The sequence below is a fragment of the Acidovorax cavernicola genome (assembly GCF_003581445.1).
The window spans coordinates 123646-146684 of the sequence record NZ_QXMN01000008.1; the positions used below are offsets into that span (position 1 = coordinate 123646).

Annotated in this window: 26 protein-coding genes; 16 read left to right on the forward strand and 10 right to left on the reverse strand. The window is 67.4% G+C overall.

Annotated elements, in window-relative coordinates:
- The first annotated feature begins 291 nt into the window (after positions 1–291).
- Positions 292–1110, forward strand: coding sequence for an ankyrin repeat domain-containing protein (locus tag D3H34_RS09740; RefSeq protein WP_119553246.1), 819 nt, complete (start codon positions 292–294; stop codon positions 1108–1110).
- Here the strand turns inward: D3H34_RS09740 and pdxR are convergent.
- Positions 1107–2540: a MocR-like pyridoxine biosynthesis transcription factor PdxR gene (pdxR, locus tag D3H34_RS09745; protein ID WP_119553247.1), complete on the reverse strand. Its 1434-nt coding sequence runs from the start codon at positions 2538–2540 to the stop codon at positions 1107–1109. The two genes, D3H34_RS09740 and pdxR, sit on opposite strands and share 4 nt — an antisense overlap.
- 96 nt (positions 2541–2636) lie before the next feature.
- Between pdxR and D3H34_RS09750 the strand changes: the two genes are divergently transcribed.
- The 5 genes from D3H34_RS09750 to D3H34_RS09770 all read left to right on the forward strand — a co-directional run bounded on the left by D3H34_RS09750 (position 2637) and on the right by D3H34_RS09770 (position 5762).
- Positions 2637–3401: an NAD-dependent epimerase/dehydratase family protein gene (locus D3H34_RS09750; protein ID WP_119553248.1), complete on the forward strand. Its 765-nt coding sequence runs from the start codon at positions 2637–2639 to the stop codon at positions 3399–3401.
- The gene (locus D3H34_RS09755) at positions 3398–3931 is read left to right on the forward strand and encodes a cupin domain-containing protein (protein WP_119553249.1); all 534 of its coding nucleotides are present in this window, start codon (positions 3398–3400) and stop codon (positions 3929–3931) included. Before D3H34_RS09750 ends, D3H34_RS09755 begins: the two co-directional genes overlap by 4 nt.
- A 62-nt stretch (positions 3932–3993) precedes the next feature.
- On the forward strand, positions 3994–4329 hold the full coding sequence (locus tag D3H34_RS09760; RefSeq protein ID WP_119553250.1) for an SMR family transporter: 336 nt from the start codon (positions 3994–3996) through the stop codon (positions 4327–4329).
- 3 nt (positions 4330–4332) lie between these two features.
- Positions 4333–5142, forward strand: a complete 810-nt coding sequence (locus tag D3H34_RS09765) for an APH(3'') family aminoglycoside O-phosphotransferase (protein ID WP_119553251.1) — start codon at positions 4333–4335, stop codon at positions 5140–5142.
- Positions 5143–5381: 239 nt separating this feature from the next.
- Complete coding sequence (locus tag D3H34_RS09770) at positions 5382–5762, forward strand: helicase SNF2 (protein WP_119553284.1); 381 nt, start codon at positions 5382–5384, stop codon at positions 5760–5762.
- Positions 5763–5888: 126 nt separating this feature from the next.
- Here D3H34_RS09770 and D3H34_RS09780 read toward each other — a convergent pair whose 3' ends face one another.
- Entirely contained in the window at positions 5889–6278 is a 390-nt protein-coding gene (locus tag D3H34_RS09780) for a DUF427 domain-containing protein (RefSeq protein ID WP_119553253.1), read from the reverse strand.
- Positions 6279–6410: 132 nt separating this feature from the next.
- Positions 6411–7202, reverse strand: coding sequence for an NAD(P)H-dependent oxidoreductase (locus D3H34_RS09785; RefSeq protein ID WP_119553254.1), 792 nt, complete (start codon positions 7200–7202; stop codon positions 6411–6413).
- Between the two features lie 88 nt (positions 7203–7290).
- Here D3H34_RS09785 and D3H34_RS09790 point away from each other — a divergent pair, with 88 nt between their 5' ends.
- Together D3H34_RS09790 and D3H34_RS09795 are read left to right on the forward strand one after the other, a co-directional pair.
- Positions 7291–8184 (forward strand): LysR family transcriptional regulator, encoded by an 894-nt coding sequence (locus D3H34_RS09790; RefSeq protein ID WP_119553255.1) that lies wholly within the window; start codon positions 7291–7293, stop codon positions 8182–8184.
- Between the two features lie 239 nt (positions 8185–8423).
- The gene (locus tag D3H34_RS09795) at positions 8424–8735 is read left to right on the forward strand and encodes a hypothetical protein (protein WP_119553256.1); all 312 of its coding nucleotides are present in this window, start codon (positions 8424–8426) and stop codon (positions 8733–8735) included.
- A gap of 91 nt (positions 8736–8826) precedes the next feature.
- On the opposite strand, the gene D3H34_RS09800 is transcribed toward D3H34_RS09795, so the two are convergent.
- The gene (locus D3H34_RS09800) at positions 8827–9213 is read right to left on the reverse strand and encodes a VOC family protein (protein WP_119553257.1); all 387 of its coding nucleotides are present in this window, start codon (positions 9211–9213) and stop codon (positions 8827–8829) included.
- 164 nt (positions 9214–9377) lie between these two features.
- Entirely contained in the window at positions 9378–10079 is a 702-nt protein-coding gene (locus D3H34_RS09805) for a phytanoyl-CoA dioxygenase family protein (protein WP_119553258.1), read from the reverse strand.
- 138 nt (positions 10080–10217) lie between these two features.
- On the opposite strand from D3H34_RS09805, the gene D3H34_RS09810 reads away from it, so the two are divergent.
- From D3H34_RS09810 to D3H34_RS09820, 3 genes are read left to right on the forward strand one after another with little or no spacing between them, the layout of a single operon-like run.
- Positions 10218–10727 carry a hypothetical protein gene (locus D3H34_RS09810; protein WP_119553259.1) on the forward strand — a complete coding sequence of 170 codons (510 nt, stop codon included), beginning with the start codon at positions 10218–10220 and terminating at the stop codon, positions 10725–10727.
- Positions 10728–10756: 29 nt separating this feature from the next.
- Positions 10757–11413 carry an ankyrin repeat domain-containing protein gene (locus D3H34_RS09815; RefSeq protein WP_119553260.1) on the forward strand — a complete coding sequence of 219 codons (657 nt, stop codon included), beginning with the start codon at positions 10757–10759 and terminating at the stop codon, positions 11411–11413.
- Entirely contained in the window at positions 11410–11841 is a 432-nt protein-coding gene (locus D3H34_RS09820) for a VOC family protein (protein WP_119553261.1), read from the forward strand. Before D3H34_RS09815 ends, D3H34_RS09820 begins: the two co-directional genes overlap by 4 nt.
- On the opposite strand, the gene D3H34_RS09825 is transcribed toward D3H34_RS09820, so the two are convergent.
- The 5 genes from D3H34_RS09825 to D3H34_RS09845 all read right to left on the reverse strand — a co-directional run bounded on the left by D3H34_RS09825 (position 11842) and on the right by D3H34_RS09845 (position 17246).
- Positions 11842–14346 (reverse strand): TonB-dependent siderophore receptor, encoded by a 2505-nt coding sequence (locus D3H34_RS09825; protein WP_205736703.1) that lies wholly within the window; start codon positions 14344–14346, stop codon positions 11842–11844.
- Between the two features lie 128 nt (positions 14347–14474).
- Positions 14475–15464 (reverse strand): FecR domain-containing protein, encoded by a 990-nt coding sequence (locus D3H34_RS09830; protein WP_286185585.1) that lies wholly within the window; start codon positions 15462–15464, stop codon positions 14475–14477.
- Positions 15461–15985 carry a sigma-70 family RNA polymerase sigma factor gene (locus D3H34_RS09835; RefSeq protein WP_119553262.1) on the reverse strand — a complete coding sequence of 175 codons (525 nt, stop codon included), beginning with the start codon at positions 15983–15985 and terminating at the stop codon, positions 15461–15463. Before D3H34_RS09835 ends, D3H34_RS09830 begins: the two co-directional genes overlap by 4 nt.
- Before the next feature lie 118 nt (positions 15986–16103).
- Entirely contained in the window at positions 16104–16520 is a 417-nt protein-coding gene (locus tag D3H34_RS09840) for a VOC family protein (protein ID WP_119553287.1), read from the reverse strand.
- A gap of 39 nt (positions 16521–16559) precedes the next feature.
- A complete protein-coding gene (locus D3H34_RS09845; protein WP_119553263.1) occupies positions 16560–17246 on the reverse strand; it encodes a TetR/AcrR family transcriptional regulator in 687 nt (228 codons plus the stop codon).
- Positions 17247–17340: 94 nt separating this feature from the next.
- Between D3H34_RS09845 and D3H34_RS09850 the strand changes: the two genes are divergently transcribed.
- From D3H34_RS09850 to D3H34_RS09870, 5 genes are read left to right on the forward strand one after another with little or no spacing between them, the layout of a single operon-like run.
- Entirely contained in the window at positions 17341–18141 is an 801-nt protein-coding gene (locus D3H34_RS09850) for a cyclase family protein (protein ID WP_167481164.1), read from the forward strand.
- 12 nt (positions 18142–18153) lie between these two features.
- On the forward strand, positions 18154–19146 hold the full coding sequence (locus D3H34_RS09855) for a fumarylacetoacetate hydrolase family protein (protein WP_119553265.1): 993 nt from the start codon (positions 18154–18156) through the stop codon (positions 19144–19146).
- A gap of 1 nt (position 19147) precedes the next feature.
- Positions 19148–20395 carry a thiolase family protein gene (locus tag D3H34_RS09860; protein WP_119553266.1) on the forward strand — a complete coding sequence of 416 codons (1248 nt, stop codon included), beginning with the start codon at positions 19148–19150 and terminating at the stop codon, positions 20393–20395.
- Positions 20392–21387 carry a Bug family tripartite tricarboxylate transporter substrate binding protein gene (locus D3H34_RS09865; protein ID WP_119553267.1) on the forward strand — a complete coding sequence of 332 codons (996 nt, stop codon included), beginning with the start codon at positions 20392–20394 and terminating at the stop codon, positions 21385–21387. The genes D3H34_RS09860 and D3H34_RS09865 overlap by 4 nt, the downstream gene beginning before the upstream one ends.
- Position 21388: 1 nt before the next feature.
- Complete coding sequence (locus tag D3H34_RS09870; protein WP_119553268.1) at positions 21389–23002, forward strand: AMP-binding protein; 1614 nt, start codon at positions 21389–21391, stop codon at positions 23000–23002.
- The last annotated feature ends 37 nt before the right edge of the window (positions 23003–23039 follow it).

Genomic DNA, 23039 nt, shown 5'->3' on the forward strand with positions numbered 1-23039 from the left:
GTTTGAATCGGACGGCTTGTCGCGGCAGAACACCGCGAGGGTCGAACCGGCTGTGGGTGCCTTCAGCGGCACCGGATGCGCAAGAGGTGCGTCAGCAGCAGTTCGGATGCGACCCGTCAAACCGTACGGGGATGGGGGAATGCATAGCTGTGTCTTCCATCGCGCACCTCCAGTCCGGTTTGTTGATCGAGGTGTCGAATGTAGCGAGGTTCGCGAGGTCTGTGAAGTGCCCGGAAGGGGCTGGGCGGGCAATGCCGCTGCGGCAGAATCCAAAAACCAACAGGGGATGCCATGAATCCGAAGAAGATCTTCGACGCGGCGCGCGAGGCCGATGTCGACACGGTGCGCGCATGCATCGAGGCCGGCGCCGACGTGGCCGCCGTGAACAAACAGGGCTTCACCGCACTGCAGTGCGCTGCGATGGGCACGAACGAAGCCGGCGCCGAACCGATCCTCGCGGTGATGCAACTGCTGCTCGACGCCGGCAGCCCGCTCGAATACACCGGCCCCGACGGCCGCACCGCGCTGTACCTCACGGCCGAGTTCTCGCCGACCACACAGCCGGTGCAATTGCTCATCGATGCCGGCGCCAACCCCGACGTGAGTGACAGCCACGGCAACCACATCACGGAGAACGCGATGGAGGAAGAGGTGGCGCAGCTGCTGTCGCGCATCACCGGCCACGCGCTGCCGGAGCCGCCACCGCCCGAACCTGACCCGGTGAAGATGAGCACCGCGCAGTGGCGCGCGGCCGAGGCGCGTATCGCCGAAGTGTTCGCCGCGTTGACGCAGGCGGGCCTGGTCGCGCTGCAGGATGCGGGCGACACGCAGTCCGATGGCTTCTCCGATTGCTCCGAAGCGTTCCACGAGCGCGGCGGCGCGAAGGTCGGCGTGCACGGCTTCTGCTTCTACACGCGGCAGGACCTGAACCGCGCCAAGCGCACCAGCCAGCTCTCGCTTGCGTTCTGGGGCGCACCGGAAGGCGGCGATGCCGACATGCAGCGCGTCGGCGAACTCGTCGTCGGCCAGTTCCGCAGCGCGGGCTTCGAGGTGCGATGGAACGGCGCGTCGTCGATGCGGCCTGAAGTCGATCTGCGCGCCCAGGCCTAGTCCAACGCCGCGCGCAACCGCGTGGCCAGCTGCCGCGCCTGGGTCGGTGAGGCGACGTTGGTGAAGCCCATCAGCAAGCCCTGTTCGCCGAAGCTGGCCGTGCCGCGGCCGGACAACGGTTGGCAGTTCAGCCCGGCCTCCTGTGCGCGTCGGGCCAGCACCGCGTCGCTGTCGGGGTGGGTCTCGAAGCGTGCGATCAGGTGCATGCCGCCGGCCTGGAGGTCGATGCGCACGCTATCGCCGAAGGCTTTCTTCAGCGCTTCGACCAGCATCGCCCGGCGGCGCGCATAGAGCAGGCGCATCTTCTTCAGGTGGCGCGAGAAATGGCCATCGCGCATGAAGTCGGCCACCGTGGCCTGCGTGATCTGCGGGCAGCCGTTGGAGCCGATGCGCGCAGCTTCTTCGAAGCGCTCGCGCAGCGATTCGGGCACCACCAGGTAGCCCAGCGCCAGTCCCGGATATAACACCTTCGAGAAGCTGCCGGCGTACAGCACGCGGTCGTGTGCGTCGAGGCTCTTGAGCGCGGGCAACGGTGCGCCGGCGTAGCGGTACTCGCCGTCGTAGTCGTCCTCGACGATCCAGGCCTTGGCACGCGAGGCCCACGCGAGCAGCTGCAGCCGGCGCGCCAGCGACATCGACACGCCCAGCGGCGCCTGGTGCGAGGGCGTGACGATCGCCATGCGCGCCTTCGGCGACTGGCGCACGCCCCGCGCGACGACCAAGCCCTCGTCGTCCACCGGCACGGGCACGACGCGATGGCCGGCGTTTCGCAGCACGTCGCGCGTGGGCGCGTAGCCCGGGTCTTCGATCCACACGCGCTCGTCCTTCGCGAGCAGCGTGCGCGCCACGAGTGCGAGCGACGTGCGATAGCCGCCGGTGACGAAGACCTGTGCCGGCTGGCAGGCCACACCGCGCGACACCAGCAGGTAGGCCGCGATGGCCTCGCGCAGCGGCGCATGGCCTGCGGGGTCGCCGTAGAAAAGGTCGGCCGCGCCCATGGCCCGGGCGCGGCGGGCGACCAGGCGCGCCCAAAGCTTGCGCGGAAAGGCATCGAGCGCCGGAATGCCCAGCTGCAGGGGCGGCGGTCCGGCGGGCGTGGCCAGGGCTGCACCGCGTGAGGGTGCATCGGCGATGGCGCGTGAACCGGCGCGCACAGGCCGTTGCACGGGGAGCGACGGCGATACCACCGTGCCCGCCTGTCCCTGCGCGGAAAAGTAACCCTCGCCCGCCAGCTGGCCATAGGCCGCTTCGACGGTGCCGCGCGCCACGCCCAGCTCCGCGGCCAGGCTGCGGGCGGACGCCACGCGGTCGCCTGGCCGGAGCACGCCCTGTTCGATCGCCGTGCGAAAGCGTTCGTAGACCTGGCGGTATAGCGGAGTCGCCGTCGAACGGTCGATGTCGGGGAGGGCGTTGCTGGGTGGGGCGATCATGGCCCAGTCATTTTGACAATTCTTGGTTCTTTCGTCTGGTGCATCGAAATCCTAAGCTCGTGGCTTCCAACAGCCAGCAGGAAAGAAGGATACGCAATGGGCGACAAGGTATTCGTGGCGGGCGCGACAGGGGCCGTGGGCACCGCGCTGATCCCGCTGTTGGTCGAGGCCGGTCACACGGTGTACGGCGGCACCCGCCGGGCCGATCGCGCGGCGGCGCTGGAGGCCAGCGGCGCGACGCCCGTCGTCGTCGACGTGTTCGACGCGCAGGCCTTGCGCGATGCGATGGTTCGCATCGCGCCCACGGTCGTCATTCACCAGCTCACCGATCTGCCGGCCACGCTCGATCCGGCATTGATGGCCGAAGCTGTGGTCCGCAATGCGCGCGTGCGCATCGAGGGCACGCGGCATCTCGTGGCGGCGGCGCAGGCGGCCGGTGCGAAACAGATGATTGCGCAGAGCATCGCCTGGGCTTATGCGCCGGGTCCGACGCCGCACACGGAGGACGACCCGCTCGACCTCGGGGCCGAAGGCGGTCGCCGCATCAGCATCGACGGTGTGGTGGCGCTGGAGCGCAGCGTGCGCGGCGTGCTCAGCGACACGGGCCTCACGGGCACGGTGCTGCGCTACGGGCAGCTCTACGGGCCCCGCACTTCGAACGCGCAGCCCAAGGGCGCGAGCCCGGTGCATGTCGAGGCGGCGGCCTGGGCGGCGCTGCTGGCCATGCGGCACGCGCGCGGCGGCGTCTTCAACATCGCGGAAGACAACCCCGAGATCAGCAGCGAGAAGGCCCGGCGTGAGCTGGGCTGGCATCCGGCGCTGCGGTTGTCGCAGGCAGCGATGCAGGCGGTGGCGTCATGAGGGCCGCACGCTGGCATCGCACACCGTCGATCGGTGCGGGCCTTGCGGGGCTGTCGCTGGTGCTTGCCGCCGGCTGGGCGCTGATGCCGCACGCCGGGCAGCAGGAGGCCGTGCAGTGGTTCGCCGATGTATGCAGCTCGGTGAGCCGGCCGATGTTCGCATCAGCGCCGGTGCCCACGGGCTCGGAAGCCACGGCGCGGCCTGCGACACAGGTGAAGGTGCTGTCGTGCGAGGCGCTCCCGCACGTGCCCGGCAAGTCGGTGACGACGGTGCTCGTCGACTTTCCGCCGATGGCCTATTCGCCGGCGCACCGGCATCCGGGCTCGGTGACCGCAATCATTCTCGAAGGCACCATCCGCTCGCAGCTGGGCGGTGGCCCCGTGGGCACCTTCAAGAGCGGCGAGACCTTCTTCGAGCCGCCGAACACGCTGCACATGTTCGCGGAGAACCCCGACCCGGTGAAGCCGGCGAAGCTGATGGCGGTGTTCGTCACGGACACGAACTGCGGACCGCTGCTGCTGCCGCCCTGATCGGCCCCGGCGTACGCAAGGGCTCCGGCGCCCGCGGGGTCGTGCGCGTTTAGAGTCCGGCGATGACCCTGACCTATGCATACCTCGCTGTCGCGATCGTCGTCGAAGTGCTTGCGACGAGCTTTCTGAAGGCCTCGGACAGCTTCACCAAGCTGTGGCCCAGCGTGGCCACGGTGGCGGGCTACGCGGTGTCGTTCTACTTTCTCTCGCTCGCGCTGCGCGTGCTGCCCACCGGCATCGCCTATGCGATCTGGTCGGGCGTGGGCATCGTGCTGATCTCGGTCGTGAGCTGGCTGTGGTTCGGCCAGACGCTCGACGCGCCGGCCATCGTCGGGCTGGGGTTGATCATCGCGGGCGTGGTGGTGGTCAACGTGTTCTCGAAGTCGGTGGGGCACTGAGACATGAACACCATCGAACAACTGCTGCCCCGGTTGCCCACCGGCGCAACCTGGGAACCGGCCAGCGAGGGCGAGTCGGGCGATGCGGTGTTTCGCCGCAGCGACGGCGCCGCTTTTGCGAAGGTGTCGCTCGGTGCGGGCGCGGTGTCCCTCGACGAGGAGCGCCACCGCACCGAATGGCTTGCGCCGTACGGCATCGGCTCCGCGCGCGTGCTCGACTGGCGCGTGACGACCGAGGGTGCCTGCCTTGTCACGACAGCGTTGCCGGGTGTGCCGGCCAGCGACCTGCAGGCAACCGAACTGCTGCGCGCCTGGCCGTCGATGGCGCAGCGCCTGCGCGCGCTGCATGAGATCCCGTCGGGCGAGTGCCCGTTTGCGCGGCCGCTGTCGGTGATGTTCGACCGCGCGGCTGACGTTGTCGCGCGTGGTGCGGTGAACCCCGAATTCCTCGACCCCGACCAGCAGGACGTACCGCCGCCATTGCTGCTGGAGCGGCTGCACACCGACCTGCCGCGGCGGCTGGCGCAGGAGAAGCAGGATCTCGTTGTGTGCCACGGCGATGCCTGCCTGCCGAACTTCCTGGTCGATCCGCAGACGCTGCGCTGCACGGGCCTGATCGACGTGGGGCGGCTGGGCACCGCGGACCGCTATGTAGACCTCTCGCTGCTGCTCGGCAATGCACGCGACAGCTGGCGCGACGCGCAGGACGCGCGCACCGCGCATGCCTTGTTGTTCACGCAGCTGGGCATCGATGCGCCCGACGATGGCCGGCTCGATTTCTACCTCCGGCTCGACCCATTGACCTGGGGCTGAGGCCTCTGCCGGGCCGCATTGTTTCCGTTTCAGGAACGCCGCGGTTCCCTTTGCTGCGGGTTTTTACCTAGATCGACGCGCACAATTCATTTCACGGACCGGCACCCAGCAGGCCCGGATGAACAGGCCCCGAGCGAGTTGGCCGCCCCGAAGACAAGAGGGACGGTGACCCACCCAAGACCGGTTCAAACCATCCAAGCAAGAACTTGTACTGAACTGAATTGAAGAAGGAAACCGACATGACCGCCTCCAAGCTCCTCTCCGCCGTTGCTGTTGCCCTGATGGCCGTTGCCGGCGCCGCCCACGCTGAAACCTACGAAGGCGTGCATCGCCTGACCTCGGCCGCCAGCCGCGCCGACGTCGCTGCCCAAGCCGTGGTGGCTGCACACAGCGCCGACCCCTACGCCACCGGCGCCAACGCAGGCCCCGCACAGGTGTTCGTCTCGAGCGTGAGCCGCGATGAAGTCCGTGCCCAGGCCGTGGTGGCTGCACGCAGCGAGAACCCCTACAGCGAAGCCGTGACCTCGCGTGTGGCCCCGGTGCTGGCCAGCGGTCTGGACCGCGCTTCCGTGCGTGCCGAAGCCCGCGCTGCTGTACGCGGTGACGCACTGCCGCTGTAATTCCCAGGCGACAGGCGCGCGCACCTTGCCCTGTGAAGGGGCAGGCGCCAGCGGATCAGGGAAAGAAAAACCGGCCTTGCGAAAGCAAGGGCCGGTTTTTTGTGAAAGGGTTTGGGAAGTGGGGCGTCAGAAGCAACGTTCTTCGATCGTGCCCACGCGGTCCGGATAGAAGGCCACGTAGTCCTTGATCGGCGCGACCGATTCATAGGGCGACTCGTAGGTCCACACGGCATTCACCGAGCGTTCGCCGCCGGCCGGAATGCTGTAGTAGGCGCACTCGCCCTTGTAGGGGCAATAGGTCGCGTGCTCAGTGCGCTCCAGCAGCGACATGCGCACGTCCTTGCGTGGCAGGTAGTGCACCGTGCCGAAATGCGATTCGCGCAATGTCAGCGCATCGCGCGAGTCGGCAATGACATGACCACCCACCGACACCACCACGCGCAACGGGTTCGGCGTGATGGCGATCGCATGGTCGGGGCCGGGAATCTTGACGGTGCGTTCTGGCGTGGCGAACATGGACAAGCTCCTTCGGACGAAACGGCGGATGCGCATCTTGCTGCGTTGTCGCGACGATTTGAAGTCGCCCGTCAATCCACCTGTTCCCGGCGTGGTTAAAGGCTCTCGGGTTCGAGAACCAAAGTTCCATCTTTACCGCTCTGGCAGTGCTTCCTGGTGCACGCCGAAGCCCGATCGGCCCGGCGCGATGTGCTCGCGCAGTGTGAGCGCGGGAATTTCGTAGTCGCCCCCGTTCTGCCGGCGGAACGGAATCGGATCGGTGGTCCACAGGGTGTCGAGCCGCTGGCCCAGTTCGCCAGTGATGCGCGTGTAGGCCGCGTCATCGACCTTGCCCGTGCGATGCACCACGAAGGGCGGCAGCACATCGAAGCCGGGGTAGTAGAGGATGCCGTGGTGAATGGGGAACAGCAGTTCGTCCATCGGCCCGTTGATGCCGCGCGGCGCGTAGTGCGAGGCCCAGCCGCCGGTCGTCACCACCAGCATCGCGCGCTTGCCGGCCAGGGTGCCTTCGCCGAAGCGGTCGCCCCAGTGTGTGTCGGAGTGTTCGCCCACGCCGTAGGCAAAGCCATAGGCGTAGTTGCGCTCGATCCAGCCCTTGAGGATGGCGGGCATCGAGTACCACCACAGTGGGAACTGCAGGATCACCGCGTCGGCCCACAGCAGCTTCTCCTGTTCGGCGGCGATGTCGGCGGTCTGCGTGCCGCCCTCGAAGGCACGCAGCGAATCGAGCACGGGGTCGAAGGGCGCTGCGGTGTCGCGTGCCGGAAAGTCGTCGGTGTCGAGCGCGGGCTTCCAGCGCATCGCGTACAGGTCGGACACGCGCACGGAGTGGCCTGCACGGGTGAGGTGTTCGACCATGAAACGATGCAGCGAGCCGTTCAGTGAGGCGGCTTCGGGGTGGGCAAGGACCAGCAGGATGTTCATGGTGTCATGGGGTTGGAGTGAAGATGCCCTCAGGTTAGGTGTCGCAGCGTTATATTGGAAATGAATAGTTTGAATTCCAGGTATCGCCATGAACAATTTCAGTCGCCTCGACCTCAACCTGCTGGTGACGCTCGACACCTTGCTGGCCGAGCGCAACGTGACCCGCGCGGCCGAGCGCTTGAACCTTTCGCAGCCTTCGGTGAGCGTGCAACTCGCCAAGCTGCGCGAGCTCTTCAACGACCCGTTGCTCGTGCCCGCGCAGCGCGGCATGCGGCCTACCGCGCGCGCCGACGAGTTGCGTGAGCCGCTGCGCGAAGCGCTGGCGTCGCTGGGTCGCGCCGTGGCGCACAGCCAGCCCTTCGATCCCGTCCAGGCCACCACCACCTGGCGCGTGGCCGCGACCGACTACGCCGAGTCGGCCATCCTGCTTCCCGCGCTGGCCGGCCTGCGCGAGGCCGCGCCGAATACCCGGCTCGCCGTCGTCGAGGCTGTGCCTTCACGGATGGCGCGCCAGCTCGAGCAGGCGGAGATCGACCTGTTCTTTCACACCAGCGTCGGTGCGCCGCCCGGCCTGCACCGTCGCGTGCTGTTCCACGAGCGTTATGTGCTGGCCGGCCGGGCAGGGCACCCGCGCCTGAAGCGCCGGCCCACGCTCGCGCAGTTCTGCGCGCTGGCGCATGTGGTGGTGTCGCCGGGCGGCGGTGGTTTCGTCGGCCCCACCGACGAGGCGCTGGCGGCGCAGGGCCTGGCGCGGCACGTGGCGCTGTCGGTGCCGCACTTCCTCTTCATGATGTCCGTGCTCGCCAGCACCGACATGGTCGCGATGCTGCCCGAGCGCCTGGCGCGCGGCGCGCCGGGGCTGCGCGTGGTGGAGGCGCCGCTGGAGGTGCCGGGCTACGAGATGGCGATGCTGTGGCACGAACGCAGGCACCGCGATGCGGGACACCGGTGGCTGCGGGAGCAGATCGTCCAGCGCTTGTAGATGCCTGCGCCGGCATGCCGACCGGCGGGAAGGCGCTTCGAGCGGCAGGCTCGGGCAGCCGCAGTTGACCAGATGCCGCCCTTCGCCTGCGTCGGCTTTTTGGGAATGACGAAGGAGAATCTGCGGGTGCGGGCGTACAGTTCGAACGGCGGGCCCACGCAATGGCCGCACAAGGCAGCCTGACTGACGCTGGCAGCCGCCGCAGCCCTGTCGGGGCGCTGCACGAATGGAGGTCGAAGATGGCCCAGCATGCAATTACCGCTGTTCACTTCAAGGACGGAAAGGTGGATCTCGTCGCCATTCACCCGGTCGTGGAGAAAGAGTTCGGTTCGACGGAATTCGCCCTAGGCACGGCACAGCGAATCAGCGTCGGCGACTGCGTCAAGCTCGTTGCTGCCGGCGAGGAGGTGTGCCTTGCCCGACGCACTGAAAGTCATGGCTGGGAAGTCATTTGCGACGTCAGACTCTTGCCGGGCGGGACCGGGTTCTCTGGCGTCGACATTGTTGATCGTCCCAACGATGCCTTGCAGCACCTTCCTGCGTGGGACTAGCTTCGCGACCCCTGCTGCCCCTTTGCAGGACCGAAACAGGTCGTCGTTGGGCGGTTAACCGGAGACACTCGCGCTGTTCACCGCGACCTGGCTACGCGGGCGCAAGATCTTCGTGGATGCACAGGAAGTTGCCTTCCGTGTCCTTGAACCAGGCCGCTTTTTCCGAGCCGAGCACGCAGACATGGTCGACGGTTTTCAAGTCGGGAAAGTCGTAGTCCTCGAACACCACGCCGGCGCGCTTCAGCTTCTCGACGCTGGCGGCGATGTCCGGCACGTGGAAGCTGATCGCCGTGTGGTCGGCCTTGGTCCCCTCCGGTTTCGGGAACAGCGCCAGCGTGCTGCCGCCCACCGTGTAGACGAACTTGCCGTCGGGCCGCAAACCACCAGCCTTCAGGCCCAGACAGCCCTCGTAGAAGGCACGCGCGCGGTCCATGTCCTTCACCGGAAGCATGGTCGTGACAGACGAGTCGGACAACATGGACAGTCCTTTCGCAAAGCTCGGCGCAGCGGGTGCCGTTTGGCGACATCGCCTTGGCTGGCCGACCGGTGGTCAGCTTACGCCTGCGGCGCGTGGGATGCCAGTGCAGGGCGAGGGTGGTGGGTACCCTGTGTGGTGGCGCGCGGCCTTTTCATGGGATGGCGTCAGGTGTTCAGGAAGCAGCGAGTCGTCGCCATCATCCGCACGTTCCTTGTCGAGTTGACGGATGGCGTGTGCAAGAGGCGCAAGTCCATCAGGAAGACGTCGCCTGCGCGCCCGGACATCTCGACGAGGCCGAGGCCCAGTGACCGCAGCTTTCGTTCCAGGTCGTCTGGCGTCTTCAGTGCCTGCCGCAGCTCGGAGGCCGAAACTTGCCCCGGCATGCCGGCGCGATGCGATCCGGCCAATGCCAGGGTCGCGCCGCCGCCGGGTGCGACATCGTCGATCAGAAAGAAAGCCTGGATTCCCGGCAGCGGATCTTGCGGTTTGGCTGCAACGTCGACATGCCAGTTCAATCCCGTGAGCGTCGAGGCGCCTTGCCGGGGCGGTGACAGCAGGAGCTGCGTCTCCTGGATGGCGGTCGGCGCGCGCCCGCCCAGTTGAGTGATGCAGTCGATCAACTCCCGCGTCACCAACGCCTCGTGCACACCGGACACCTTGACGAGCGCAGACAGCTTGCCGATCTGCTGGAAGTACGGGGGTTTTTGCAGTGCGCTCGACAAGCTCTTCCCGCCGGGCAGGGCTTTCAGGCGCTTGATTTCATCGAGCAATTTCTGCCGGATGCCCGCGATCTGCTTTGGCGGATGAAAGCCTTCCAAACGCACATGGCCGGTGTCGATGAAGAAGTCGGCTTGAGATGGTTTCATTGCTTGAAGCTGTGGCGCAGTCCCTGCAGGTGCTGTGCACCGCGTGAAAGAACGAATACTAGGGCGACCGGGCGCAGCGCCTCAAGCCGAGGCCGGCGTGGCTAACATCGGCCCCAGGCAAACCAAGGGGGACGCAGGATGACGGTGGTGGCAGAGGCTTTGCGGGTGTCGATGCTGCAGCGGCTGGGGGTGTCCGAGCCCTTGGTGCGTTTGGCGACGGGGGAGTGCATCCACGAGGTGTTCCGCACGTTTTGCCTGGGGCCGCCGCTCTATGCGTATCGCGGTGCCCGCGCGCCCGAGGGGCCGACATGGGCTCCCCTGTGGGATCGCGACAGCCGAGTGACTGGCCTGCGCGCGCATCCGGATGGCCTGGAGTTCATTGAATTCAGCGTGGAAGACCCTCGCGCGTTCGACCGGATCGCGGGAACCGAGCAAGGGTTCTGGGCGACCCGGTTCGATGCGCTGTATGAAAACGATGTGCCCGAGAGCGTTCTGCACGACGCCGCACGCCTGGTCGGGTTCCGGTATCTGGATCAACACCTGGCCTCGCGGGAAGAGGCCGAAGCGCGACTGCAAACCTTCAGCGATCACCATGCGTGGTTGCAAGGCCTGGTGGCGGACATCGATCGGCAAGCCCGCGAAGCCTGAGCATGCAACACCCTGCAGGAAAGACCTGAATGCGCCAGCCCTCCAAGACTTCACTCTTTGCCGCGGCAAAACGCTGGGATGCCGCCACGGTCGCGTCGATCCTGGCCCAGGCGCCCGAGCTGGCCAATGCGAGCGACCCCAAGGGCCGCACGGCGCTGCACCTGGCCTGTGGCATAGCGCCCGGCGGCGCGCAGCTCGCGGAATCGCATGGACTCGAAACGGTGGCCGCGCTTCTGGCCGCCGGATGCGAGCTTGAGCGCGAAGTGCCCATGGACGAAGACGAGGACGATTTTCGCGCGACGCCGCTGTGGTACGCCGTCGCACGCGGAGAGAACCTGCCGCTGGTCACCTTCCTTGTGGCGCGCGGTGCGAACGCAAGCTACTCGCTCTGGGCGGCGGTGTGGCGCGACGACGAGGCGATGTGCCGTGTCCTGCTAGGGGCCAAGCCCGAACTCAACCCTCGCGCGCATGGCGAAACGCCGATCTTCTATGCGGCGAGGCTCCAGCGGCTCAAGACATTGCAATTGCTGATCGACGCTGGCGCGGATGCAGCCATTGCGGACCCCAAGGGGCGCAATGCCCTCGACATCGCACGGGCGCGGCGCTTGCCGGCACCACTCGTCAGCCGGCTGGAGGCTTTGGTAGATTCCGCCACTTCGCATTCGACTGCCAGGAGCGCTTCATGAGTACATCGAAAGAACTGCATCGCGGCCGCCTGATCGACCACATCGGACTGGTCGTTCGCGATCTGGCGGCCAGCAAGGCTTTCTACAGTGCCGTCTTCGATGTACTGAACATTCCGATGGGCGGCTCCGACGAGCGTAATTTCTGGGCCGATGAACTCTTCGTCTCGGCGCCTGGCAGCGCGGAAGTGCAGGGCGAGCTGACCGGGCGTCATCACATCGCGTTCCAGGCACGAGACCGGGCCATGGTGGATGCCTTCTACAAGGCCGCATTGGCGCACGGCGGAAGGGACAACGGCCCGCCAGGAGAACGTCCCTACCACCCGGGCTACTACGCGGCGTTCGTGCTGGACCCGGACGGCAACAACATCGAAGCCGTGTTTCACGGCGAGGCTGATCGCAGCGCGGCTTCGGTGCGGATCAGGTTCTGATCACAGCTTCGGCGTGTACTTCACCGTGAACAGCACATTGCGCGGGTCGCCGTAGTTGTTGTTCCCGTTGGTCTCGTTGTAGGCCGGGATGTAGTAGCGCTTGTCGAAGATGTTGTTGATGTTGACGGCCAGTGCCACCTCCGGTGTCAGCTGGTAGGCCAGGCGCGCGCTCCACACGGCGAAGCCGGGCACCTTGTAAGTGCGGTCGTAGCCCAGCGTGTGGCTCTGGATGCTGAAGCCGCCGCCCACGCTGAGCCGGCTCCATTCGCCCGGCAGTTGGTAGTGGGTCCACACGCGCAGCATGTGCTTGGGCGTCCACTGGCTGAATATCTGGCCCTTGTTGTCCGGGTCTTCGAGGAATTTGGTGGTGTTGTAGGTGTAGCCGGCGGTGAGTTGCAGGCGCGGCGTGACCTCGCCGCTGATCTCGGCTTCGAAGCCCTCGCTGCGCACCTTGCCCGACGACTTGGAGCAGTACCAGCCGTCGCAGGCAAAGCCGCCGTCGCGGTCGGTCACGGCGCGGTTGGTGTGGTTGTAGCGGAACACGGCCAGCGACGTGTTCAGGCGGCCGTCCATCAGCTCGCCCTTCAGGCCCACTTCGTAGTTGCTGCCGATGATGGGCTTGAGCCCGTCGCCCGAGACGGTGCGCTCGGTCTGCGGTTCGAACACGTCGGTGTAGCTCGCGTAGGCCGACCATTGCTTGTTGAGCGCGAACACGAGGCCGACATACGGCGTCACTTCGCCCGATGTACTGACCGTGCTCGTGAAGCCTGCGGACTGGCTCGAATAGAGGTAGTCGTACCAGCTCACGCGCGCACCGACGATGGCCGTGAGCGGCTCGGCCAGCTTGGCCCGCCAGCTGCCGTAGATGCCTTTTTGCCGCACGTCGTAGTGCGTGTGGCTCTTGCCGCCGCCGGCGGCCATGATGGTGTCGTAGTTCTGTGCCGGCCGGTTGTGGTCGATGGCGAAGATGTTGCCGCCGCCGCTGAACCGGCGCGCATACCTGTCGGTCGACAGGAACTTCGAATAATTGGCGCCGATGGTCACGTCGTGTTCCATCGACAGCGCATCGAAGCGCCCGCGCAGGAAGACGTCGAAGCCGAGCTTGCGCGAATCGAAGAGGGTGTCCCAGTCGGCGAAGTCCAGGCCGCTGCCGTCGGCCGCCACGTCGCCGTGCATGTGCTGGTGCTGCGAGCTGTTCTTCTCGTTCATGCCGAGCGCGGAGAACTTCAGCTTCCACTTGTCGTTGAAGCGGTGCTCAGCGTCGACGTAGACGGCGGTCTGTTCGACGTCGGCGTGGTTCCACAGGGCGCCGGTGAACACGGAACGCGGCAGGCGGATGTCGACGCCATCTGGATAGCGCGGAAAACCGCGCAGCATCGGGCGCCCCTTGCCGTGCGAGTTGCTCACGCCGAAGCCGACAGTGGTGTCGGGCGAGATGTCGTAGTCGATGGCGCCGTAGAGCGAGCGCGTGTTGCGCCACACGTAGTCGGTGAACGAGTGGGTGCGGTCCTCGTCGATCACCACGCGGCCGCGCAGCGTGCCCTCGGCATTGAGCGGTCCGCCGGCATCGAGCTGCGCACCGTAGTGGTCCCACGAGCCAGCCTTGCCGGTGAGCGTGAGCGTCTTCTCGGGCTGCCCGCGCTTGCGCACCAGGTTGATCGCGCCGCCCGGGCTGCCGGTGCCCTGCAGCAGGCCCGAAGCGCCGCGCAGCACCTCCACGCGGTCGTAGAACACGGTGTCTTCGGTGGCCCAGTTGCCCAGCGAGTACATGTTGCGCGGCACGGCCACGCCGTCGTATTGCCAGTTGTCGATCTGGAACCCGCGCGCGGTCAGGACCATGCCCGGCCCCACGCCCTTGACGCCCACGATGCCGGTGACGTTGTTGACCGCGTCGCGCAGGTCCACGAGGCCCTGGTCGTCCATGCGCTGGCGCGTGATCACGCTGACCGACTGCGGAATGTCCTTGAACGCCTGCTCGCCCTTGCCGATGGTCAGCGCGCGCGTGGTGTACGAGCGCGTGCCTTCGGTGGTCGCGCTGCGTTCGGCCTCGGCCGTGACGGTGACCGGTGCGAGCGTGGTGCTGCCGTCGGCGCCGGCGTCCGGCGGGCCGCCGATGCTCGAGCGGCGCAGCGCATAGGAGCCGCCCGCGCCGCCTGCCGCCTCCAGGCCCGAGCCGGCCAGCAGCCGCGCGAAGCCTTCGCCCACGGCGTGCTGGCCTTGCAGGCCGGGCGATCGCTTGCCCTGCGCGAGCGCGGGCGGGATCGTGATGCTGACGCCGGCGGATGCGGCGAAGCTCGACAGGGCTTCGTCCAGCGGGCCGGGCGCGATGTTGTAGGCCCTACGCGTTTCAGCCTGTGCGGCCTGGGCATTGGTCGCGCCCGGTGTCTGCGCGGCGACAGTCCCGGCAGCGCATGCCATGGCGAGCAGCGCGCCATGCACTGCCAGCGACAGCGCACGCAAGGTGATCGCGTCGGAATCAAGGGGGGACGGTCGGCGACGGGCCATGAATTTCTCTCTCCTGCAAGGGTGTGAAGTTGCTGTTCCTCAAGGCTTCACACGCGAGGAAGGAAAAGGGGACAGACCGCGAAGAAAAAAGTGCAGCGGCACGAAACCGTGCCGCTGCAATCGACGCCTCAATGGCCGGGTGCGACCACTGTGACCCAGTAGCGCGTGCGAAAGAGCACGTCCACCGGCAGGGCCTGGGGAAGGCTGTCGAGCACCGGGCCCGTGTCGCGCAGCTGGAAGACGCCCGACACGCGCAGGTCGGCCACGGCCGGATCGCAGCGCAGCACGCCAGGCCGGTAGCGGCCCAGCTCGGCGAGAAAGTCGTGCAGCCGCATGTTCCTTGCGCGCAGGACACCCCGCGACCAATCGTCGGCATCGGGGCTTGCGGCCGTGATCTCGCCGATGGCCGTCGCGGAAAACATGGCCTGCTCGCCGGCACGCACCACCGCCGTCAGGTTGCGCGCGTCGTCGGGCCGAATCTCGACCGCGCCGTCGAGCACCGTCACGTGGCTGCGATCGTCTGCGTGCTGCCGTACCACGAAGCGCGTGCCCAGCGCACGCAAGTGCCCTTGCGCGGTCTCGACCACGAAAGGGCGATAGCCGGGGTCGGAGGAGGGCACGGCATCGGGTGCCGTCTCGATGAGGATTTCGCCCGCGTGCAACCGTACCAGCCGCCGCGTCGTTCCGTAAGCCACGTCGATGGCCGTTGCCGTGTTGAGCTGGATGCGCGTGCCGTCGGCCAGGTGCAGCTCGCGGCGCTCGCCGGTGGCGGTGCGGTGGTCGGCCAGCCATTCGCGCGCCGGCGACGCACGCCACGCCAGCCAGCCGGCGGGCGCCGCGGTCAGCAGCACGGCCAGCGCCTTGACGGCCGCGCGGCGGTCGCTGCGCACCGTGCGGCCCAGCACCGGCATCGACAGCGCGCCCGGGAGCATGCCGAACTTGCCGCTCACCTGTTCGGCGCGCTGCCAGGCCGCCTCGTGCGCGGGGTCGGCCGCCCGCCAGTGCGACCAGCGCGTGTGGTCGGCCGCCGTGGCCTCGCCCGATTGCAGCAGGAAGAACCATTGCGCCGCCTGCATGGCGACGGCCTTGTCCACGATCACCGCGCGCTGCACGGTCACGCGACCAGCAGGATGCAGCGGGCCATGGCTTCGGCCATGTAGCGCTTGATAGTGCGCTCACTCACGCCCAGCTTCGCCGCGATCTCGGCATAGCCCAGCCCTTCGAGCTGCGCCATCAGGAAGGCTTGCCGCACCGGCGGCGCCAGGCCGTCGAGCATGGCGTCGATTTCCTGCAGGGTTTCGAGAATGATCGCCTGCTGCTCGGGCGAGGGCGCCAGCGGGTCGGGCAAGGCGCTCAACGCGTCCAGGTAGGCCTGCTCCAGCGAGCGCCGGCGGTACAGGTTGGCCAGCAGCCGCTTGGCGACGACCGTCAGGTAGGCGCGCGGCTCGCGCAATTGCCAGTCGCACTGTTTTTCGGGTGTGTGGTCGGGCGCGGTGAGGATGCGCAGGAAGGTGTCCTGCGCCAGGTCCGCGGCATCGAAGGCATTGCCGAGCTTCCTGCGCAACCAGCCCTGGAGCCACCCGTGGTGGTCGCTGTAGAGCGTGTGAATGTGCGGATGAAGAGCGGGATCGGCGGCCATGGCGGACGTTGTGCGGTGGTCAGGCCATACAAATAAGAATTATTCTCATTGTATGCGACTGTGCACCTATGGCTACGTCCGGGGCTGTTGCACCAGTTGAAGCGCGGGGAGCATCGATCTACGGCTGCCAGCTCCTGTTGCTGGCATTGGGCTGGATCAGGTCCCACAGGTTCCCGTACAAGTCCTTGAACACCGCCACGACCCCATGCGGCTGTTCATCCGGCGGGCGAACGAACACCACGCCTGCGGCCTTGTACTTTTCGTAGTCTCGCCAGAAGTCGTCCGTGTACAGGAAGAGGAACACGCGGCCCGCGGCCTGATCGCCGATGGCGTTTTGCTGTTCTGGCGTGGACGCTTGCGCGAGGAGAAGGCATGCCCCCGTTCCACCCTGAGGCCTGACCACGACCCATCGCTTGCCTTGCGCAGGCACGGGGGTGTCTTCAACGAGTTCGAAGCCCAGGGTGCCGATGAAGAATTCGAGGGCCTTGTCGTAGTCGTCGACCACGAGGGAGACGAGACCGAGTGATTGGTGCATGGGCTGTGCTCGGAAAAACAGGGGCATATGAGCCCGCGATCAGCTCGCCAGCCGGGGCGCCGGCTTTGCCTTCAGGCCGGCTTCAATGAAGTTCACCAGATAGTCGACGCCGGCCTCGATGCTGGTCTGCTGCAACTTCTCGGGCCACAGGGCCTGCACCCGCGTGTGTGTGCTGTGCGCATAGAAGAAGGCACCGTAGACGAAGATGACGCGCCAGTAGAACTCTTCGCTGCTCAGGTGGGGAAGCTCGTGGCCTACGACGTCCACGAAGCGTCGCGCGAAGTCGTCCACGATGGATGCTGTCAGTGCATGCACTTCATCGGCGGGGTCCATCAGCATGCGGCCGTAGAACGCACGGAACGACTCGCGCTCCTCGGCACTGGCTCCCGCGACAAGCAGCGAGGGCGCCATGGACGCCCGCAGGATGTCCCGCAACGGGACCTTCCGACCCTCGAAGGCATCCAGGCGCTCCTTGCGCTCCTGCATCACCGGCCCGAGGCGACGCTCGAGCACTGCCTTGCACAGCGCCTGCTTCGATCCCCAGTAGTAGTGGAAGGCTCCCAGGTTGGCGCCGGCCCGCTCCGCGATCGCGCGCATGCTGGTGCCCCCGTAGCCATGCGCGGCGAACAGCGCTTCGGCGGCGTCGAGGATCTGGTTGGCGGTGGTGTCGGAAAGTGCCTGCCGCTTCGAAGAGACGGCGGTTTTCGCTGCGGCGGGCTTGGGCATGGGAAGTGGCGAGGTATCGAAGTTCGTTGACAGCCAATCCGCGGAATCATACAGTTGTATATTTATACGTACGTATGACTCAAAAGGAGACTTCATGAGATTGATCGACCTGTCCTCGACGCTGGACCCGCACGACCGCGATCTGCTTCCTCCCGCCATGGCCGCCGCGGCGGGCGTGGTGGCTCCCCGGGTGGACTACTCCCACCCGGCGACACCGGACGGCCGGGACCGCTTCTGCCACTTCTTCGGCTGCTCCCACGATGACTTGCCCGATGGCGAGGGTTGGGGTTCGGAGGTGCTCAACGACATGTCGTCGCATTGCGGCACGCACGTGGACGCGCCGCTGCACAGCGGATCGACCTGCGAGGGGCGAACCTCGCGCACCATCGACCAGGTCGAGCTGAACGAGCTCTTCTGCCCCGGCAAGGTGCTCGATGTGCGCCCCTGGGCCCAGCCCGGGCAGGCCATCCCGCTCGATGCGCTTCGCCAGGCGCTCGCCGCGGTGGGCGAGCCCATCCGTCCCGGCGACGCCGTGCTGATCCGTACCGGGCAAGAGCGATATCGCCTCGGCGAGCCGGCCTTCTTCCAGTACCCGGGGATGAGCCGCGAAGGCACGCTGTTCCTGTCGGAGCAAGGCGCCACCGTGCTCGGCACCGATGCGGTCGGCTGGGACCGTCCTTTCGCGGTGATGGCCCAGGCCTTCAAGGACACGGGCGACAAGCAGCAACTCTGGGACGGCCACAAGGCGATCCGCGAGAAGGAGGCCTTCATCGTCCAGCAGCTGTGCAACCTCGGCGCCTTGCCGCTGCGCGGCTTCCACGTGGGCTTCTTCCCGTTGAAGCTGGCACGCGCCAGTGCCGCTCCCGCCCGTGCCGTGGCCTTTCTGTCCCACTGAGGAGCGACTTCGATGCGTATCGTGACTTTCATGCGCGAGGGCTTCGGTGCTCCTCATCTTGGCGCCCTCGTCGGTGTCGACGGCGTGCTGGACCTCTCTGCTCGCCATCCCGGCGAAGAGGCCTTCAGTTCGGCGTTGGCCTTCCTGCGCGCAGGACCCGCGTCCTGGGACCGTGCGCGCACGCAGGTGGCCAATCAGGGAACCGCTGCCGAGGCGCTGGCCGGCGCAACGCTGCTGGCCCCGCTGCTCAACCCTCCGTTGATCCGGGACTGGGGAACCATGATCGGGCACCTCAAGTTCTTCCTGCGGCGACGCGCCGAGCAATTGGCCGCCAGGTCGGACGACCCGAAGGCTGCGATGGCCGCTGCGGAGCTCGATGGTTCGCTCGAGCTTCCGCCCAACTGGTTCACCGTGCCCCGCTTCTACACCGGCAATCCGCTCAACGTGACGGGGCCGGATGCCGAGATCGCCTGGCCCGGCTTCGCTGAATCCCTGGACTACGAACTCGAACTCGCAGTCGTCCTCGGTGTGGGTGGCAAGGACATTGCCGCATCGCGCGCACGAGACCACATCTTCGGCGTCACGCTGTTCAACGACTTCACTGCACGCGACACGCAAGTGGCCGAGGGCAGTCCGGCCGGCAAGAGCAAGGACTTCGACGGCGCCTACGCCATCGGCCCCTGCATCGCCACGCTGGACGAGATCCCCGACCTCTACCAGCTGCAGGTGCAGTCCAGGCTCAACGGTGTCGTGCAGACCACCCGCAGCACCGTCGACATGCAGTTGGGCTTCGAGGACCTCGTGAGCTATGCCAGCCGCTCGTGCACGCTGCACCCGGGCGAACTCTTCGCTTCCGGCACCTTCGAAGGCGGCTGTGGCGTGGAAACGGGGCGCCTGCTGCAGGACGGCGATGTCATCGAGTTCGAAGCGCAGGGCATCGGCACGCTGCGCAACACGATCCGTCGCGCGGCACCGCCGATCGCGGCTGCGGCCGCAAGGGGCTGAGATGACGGATGCGCTCTACATCGTGGGCGTGGGCAGCACGCCCACGGGACGCTTCGCGGATGTTCCGCTGCGCGCGATGGCTCGCCAGGCCATCGATCTCGCCCTGGTCGACGCCGGCGCGACGGCCGACCAGGTCGGCGCGGCGTTCTTCGCCAACGTCGGCCAGTCGCTCCTGCAAGGGCAGCACATGATCGGTGGCCAGGTGGCGCTGCGCGAGGCGGGATTGGATGGCATTCCGATCGTCAACGTCGAGAACGCCTGTGCCAGTGCCTCGACCGCCTTCTACCTCGCCTGCGCCCATCTGCGCGCCGGGCTGTGCGACGTCGCATTGGCCGTGGGGGCGGAGAAGCTGTCGCACCCGGACAAGGCCCGCACCTTCTCCATCTTCGACGGTGCCCATGACGCCGAACGGCCCGAGGCACTGCTGCGCTTTCTTGCGCAGCAGGCCGGCGAGGCGCCCGCGCAAGCCGCCGACGCACAGCAACGCAGCGTCTTCATGGACATCTACGCCGCCCTGGCTCGCGCGCACATGGCGCGCCACGGCACCACGCAGCGGCAGCTGGCCCATGTGGCCGCCAAGAACCACAGCCACTCCGTACTCAATCCGTTGGCGCAGCACCGCGTCGCGATGTCGGTCGACGAAGTGCTTGCGGCCCGCGCCATCACCTGGCCCCTGACGCTCCCGATGTGCGCACCGATCGGCGACGGCGCCGCGGCGGCGTTGATCGTGCGCGAGGACGCCCTGGCGCGCTTCGGCTTCGATGCGAAGCGTGCAGTGCGCGTGCGGGCCAGTGTTCTCGTCAGCGGATCGGACCGCGCCGATGGACGCGAGACGCCCATCAGCCGCCGCGCCGCACTGCGTGCCTACGCGGATGCCGGTGTCGGGCCCGAAGACATCGACGTGAGCGAAGTCCATGACGCCACGGCGTTCGGCGAGATCGCCCAGTGCGAACACCTGGGCTTCTGCGAACCCGGCCAGGGCGGATGGTTGGCGGAACACGGTCACACCACGTTGGGCGGTCGTCAGCCCGTCAACCCCTCGGGGGGGCTGGAGTCGAAGGGCCACCCCATCGGCGCCACCGGGCTGATGCAGATCCATGAACTCGTCCTGCAATTGCGCGGCGAGGCCGGTGGACGGCAGGTGGCCGATGCGCGCCTGGCGCTCGCCGAGAACGGCGGCGGCTTTCTCGGCCACGAAGAAGCGGCCGCGACCCTCACGATTCTTGAACAGGCTGCGCGACGCGCATGAGGAACTTCACCATGTATTCCAGACGCGCTCTCATCGGGCGATCCCTCGTGCTGGGGCTCTTCGGCCTTGCCGGCGGTGCAGCCCGGGCTGCGGCGGCCTGGCCGTCCAGGCCGATCCAGATCATCGTGCCCGCGACCACCGGCAGCGCACCCGAGATCGTTGCCCGCCTGCTTGCCGAAGCATTGTCTGCACGCCTGTCGAACCCGGTCTATGTGGAAGGCATGCCGGGGGCCTCGGGAATCATCGGCACCGACAAGGCGCTCAAGGCACCCGCTGACGGGCACACGCTGCTGTACGCCATGAACCAGGTCGCGACGATGAACCCGCACCTGTATCCCCGGCTGCCGTACAACCCGGCCAAGGACATGGCACCGATCAGCCTGGTTGCGCGCGGCGGTTATGTGCTGCTCGCCCACAGCGGCCTGCCGGCCTCCGATCTCCCTTCGCTGATTGCCCTGGCGAAACGCGAGCCCGGCAAGCTGGCCTATGCCTCCACGGGCAATGGCAGCGCATTCCACCTGGGCATGGAGTTGATCAAGGCGCGATGCGGCATCGACCTGCTGCATGTGCCTTACCGCAGCGGTGCCAATGCCAACACCGAACTGATGGCCGGGCGGGTGCAGGTCCGGCTGGAGCCCCAGTCTTCTGCGCTGGCTCTGGTTCGCGGTGGCCGCGTCAAGGCCCTGGCGGTGACCACGCCCCAGCGCCTGTCGGTTCTGCCCCAAGTGCCGACGGTCCAGGAGACCTTGCCCGGGTTCGAGCTGAGCGGCTGGAACGCCCTGTGGGCCCCTGCGGGAACCCCCACGCCGGTCGTCGAACGGCTTCACGCCGAGGTTCGGGAGGTGCTGAAGAGCGACGAATTCCGGCGCCGTCTGCTGGATCTCGGCCTGGCACCTGAAGGCTCCACGCCGGGCGAACTGGCTGCGCTGACGGCAAGAGAGACGGCGCAATGGAAGGCGCTGATCGACAAGACGGGCATCAAGGCGGACTGAGATGACAGATTCCAAGACGCTGGCCGACCTCGTCGGCCACCATGCGCGCGCGCGTCCCCATGCGATCGCGCTCACGTTCGAGGCGGGCCCGGCCTTGCCCGAGCAGCAGCGCAGCTTCCTGCAGTTGCATGAGCGCGGCCTGGCGCTGGCCCTGGCCCTGCAGGGCCTCGGTGTCCGGCGCGGCGACGCCGTGGCACTGGTGATGGCGAACCACCCCGAGTTCGTCGAGGCCATGGTGGCCGCTGCGCGCATCGGGGCGGTGCTGGTGCCGATCGATGCACGGGCGCAAGGCGATCGGCTCGCCGCGCTGATCGATCGCACGCACTGCGTGGGCGTGATCGCCGCGGACTATGCAGCCGCAGCGGTCGCGCAGATTCGACCACGCTGCACCAGCCTTCGCTGGACCCTGTGTGTGGCCTCCGGCGAGCTGGCCGAAGGTGCGCCTGGCGCTTGCGAAGCGCCGGACTACGCGCAGCTCGTGGCCCGCCACATGCAGACGGACGTGCCCGCGGGCCACTTCGCGCCGGTCGACCCCGATGGCCCGATGCAGATCCTCTTCACTTCCGGCACGACCGGAGAGCCCAAGGGGATCGTGATCACGCATCGCCGCTTCCTCGATACGGCGGCATTGGCGGCGTCGGCCTTCGGCTACGCCGGCGACGATCGCCTTTATTCAGGCCTGTCGCTGACGCATGCCAATGCCCAGCTCGTTACGCTCGGCGCTGCGTTGATGCTCGGCATTCCGTGTGTCATCTCGCGTCGCTTCACCAAGTCGCGCTTGTGGGAGATCGTGCGCCGGCACCAATGCACGGCCTTCACCTTGCTGGGCGGCATGACCACTGCTGTCTATTGCGAGCCGCTGTCGCCCGGCGACCGGGACCATGCCGTGCGCTTCGTCGTCGCCGCGGGCATGCCGCAGGCCATCTGGCGCGATTTCGAGCAGCGCTTCGGCGTCCGTGTCCTGGAGTTCTACGGCACCGCCGAAGGTGGGTTGACGGTCAATCCTTTCGGGAAAGGCCCGGTCGGCAGCATCGGTCGCCCGCACCCGGCGTTCTCCATCCGCGTCGTCGCCGAAGACGGCAGCGATGCGCCTGCGGGCACGCCAGGCGAACTGGCATTTCGCCCAGTCAGCGGTGCGCCCTACGACATCGCCTATTTCCAGGACCCGGAGGCCTCGCAAAGAAAAGGGCAGGGCGGCTGGCTGTGGACCGGCGACATCGTGCGCTCGGATGCTGACGGATGGCTCTACTTCGAGCACCGCCGTGGCCATGGCATTCGTCGCAACGGCGAATTCATCGATCCGGCGCTCATCGAGAAGGCGATCGCCGACACCGGCCTCGTGCGCGATGCATTCGTGTTCGGCACCGCCGCGGCATCGGGAGCGCCTGGCGAGCGCGATGTTGTCGCAGCCATCGTTCCCCATCGCGTCGACCTGGACCCTTCCGCGCTCCACGCACGCTTGCGCGAGACCCTGTCGAAGAACGCTGTGCCCGGGACGCTCATGGTCGTCGACGCGATCCCCAAGACCGCCTCGGAAAAACCGCTTGCCCGGGTGCTGGAGGAGTGGCTGCGCGACGGGGCAGCCGCGAAGGTGTTCCTGGCGCCCTCGGCGTAGGCGACAGACCGGGGCGAAAGCGGGGACAGGCCGCTTC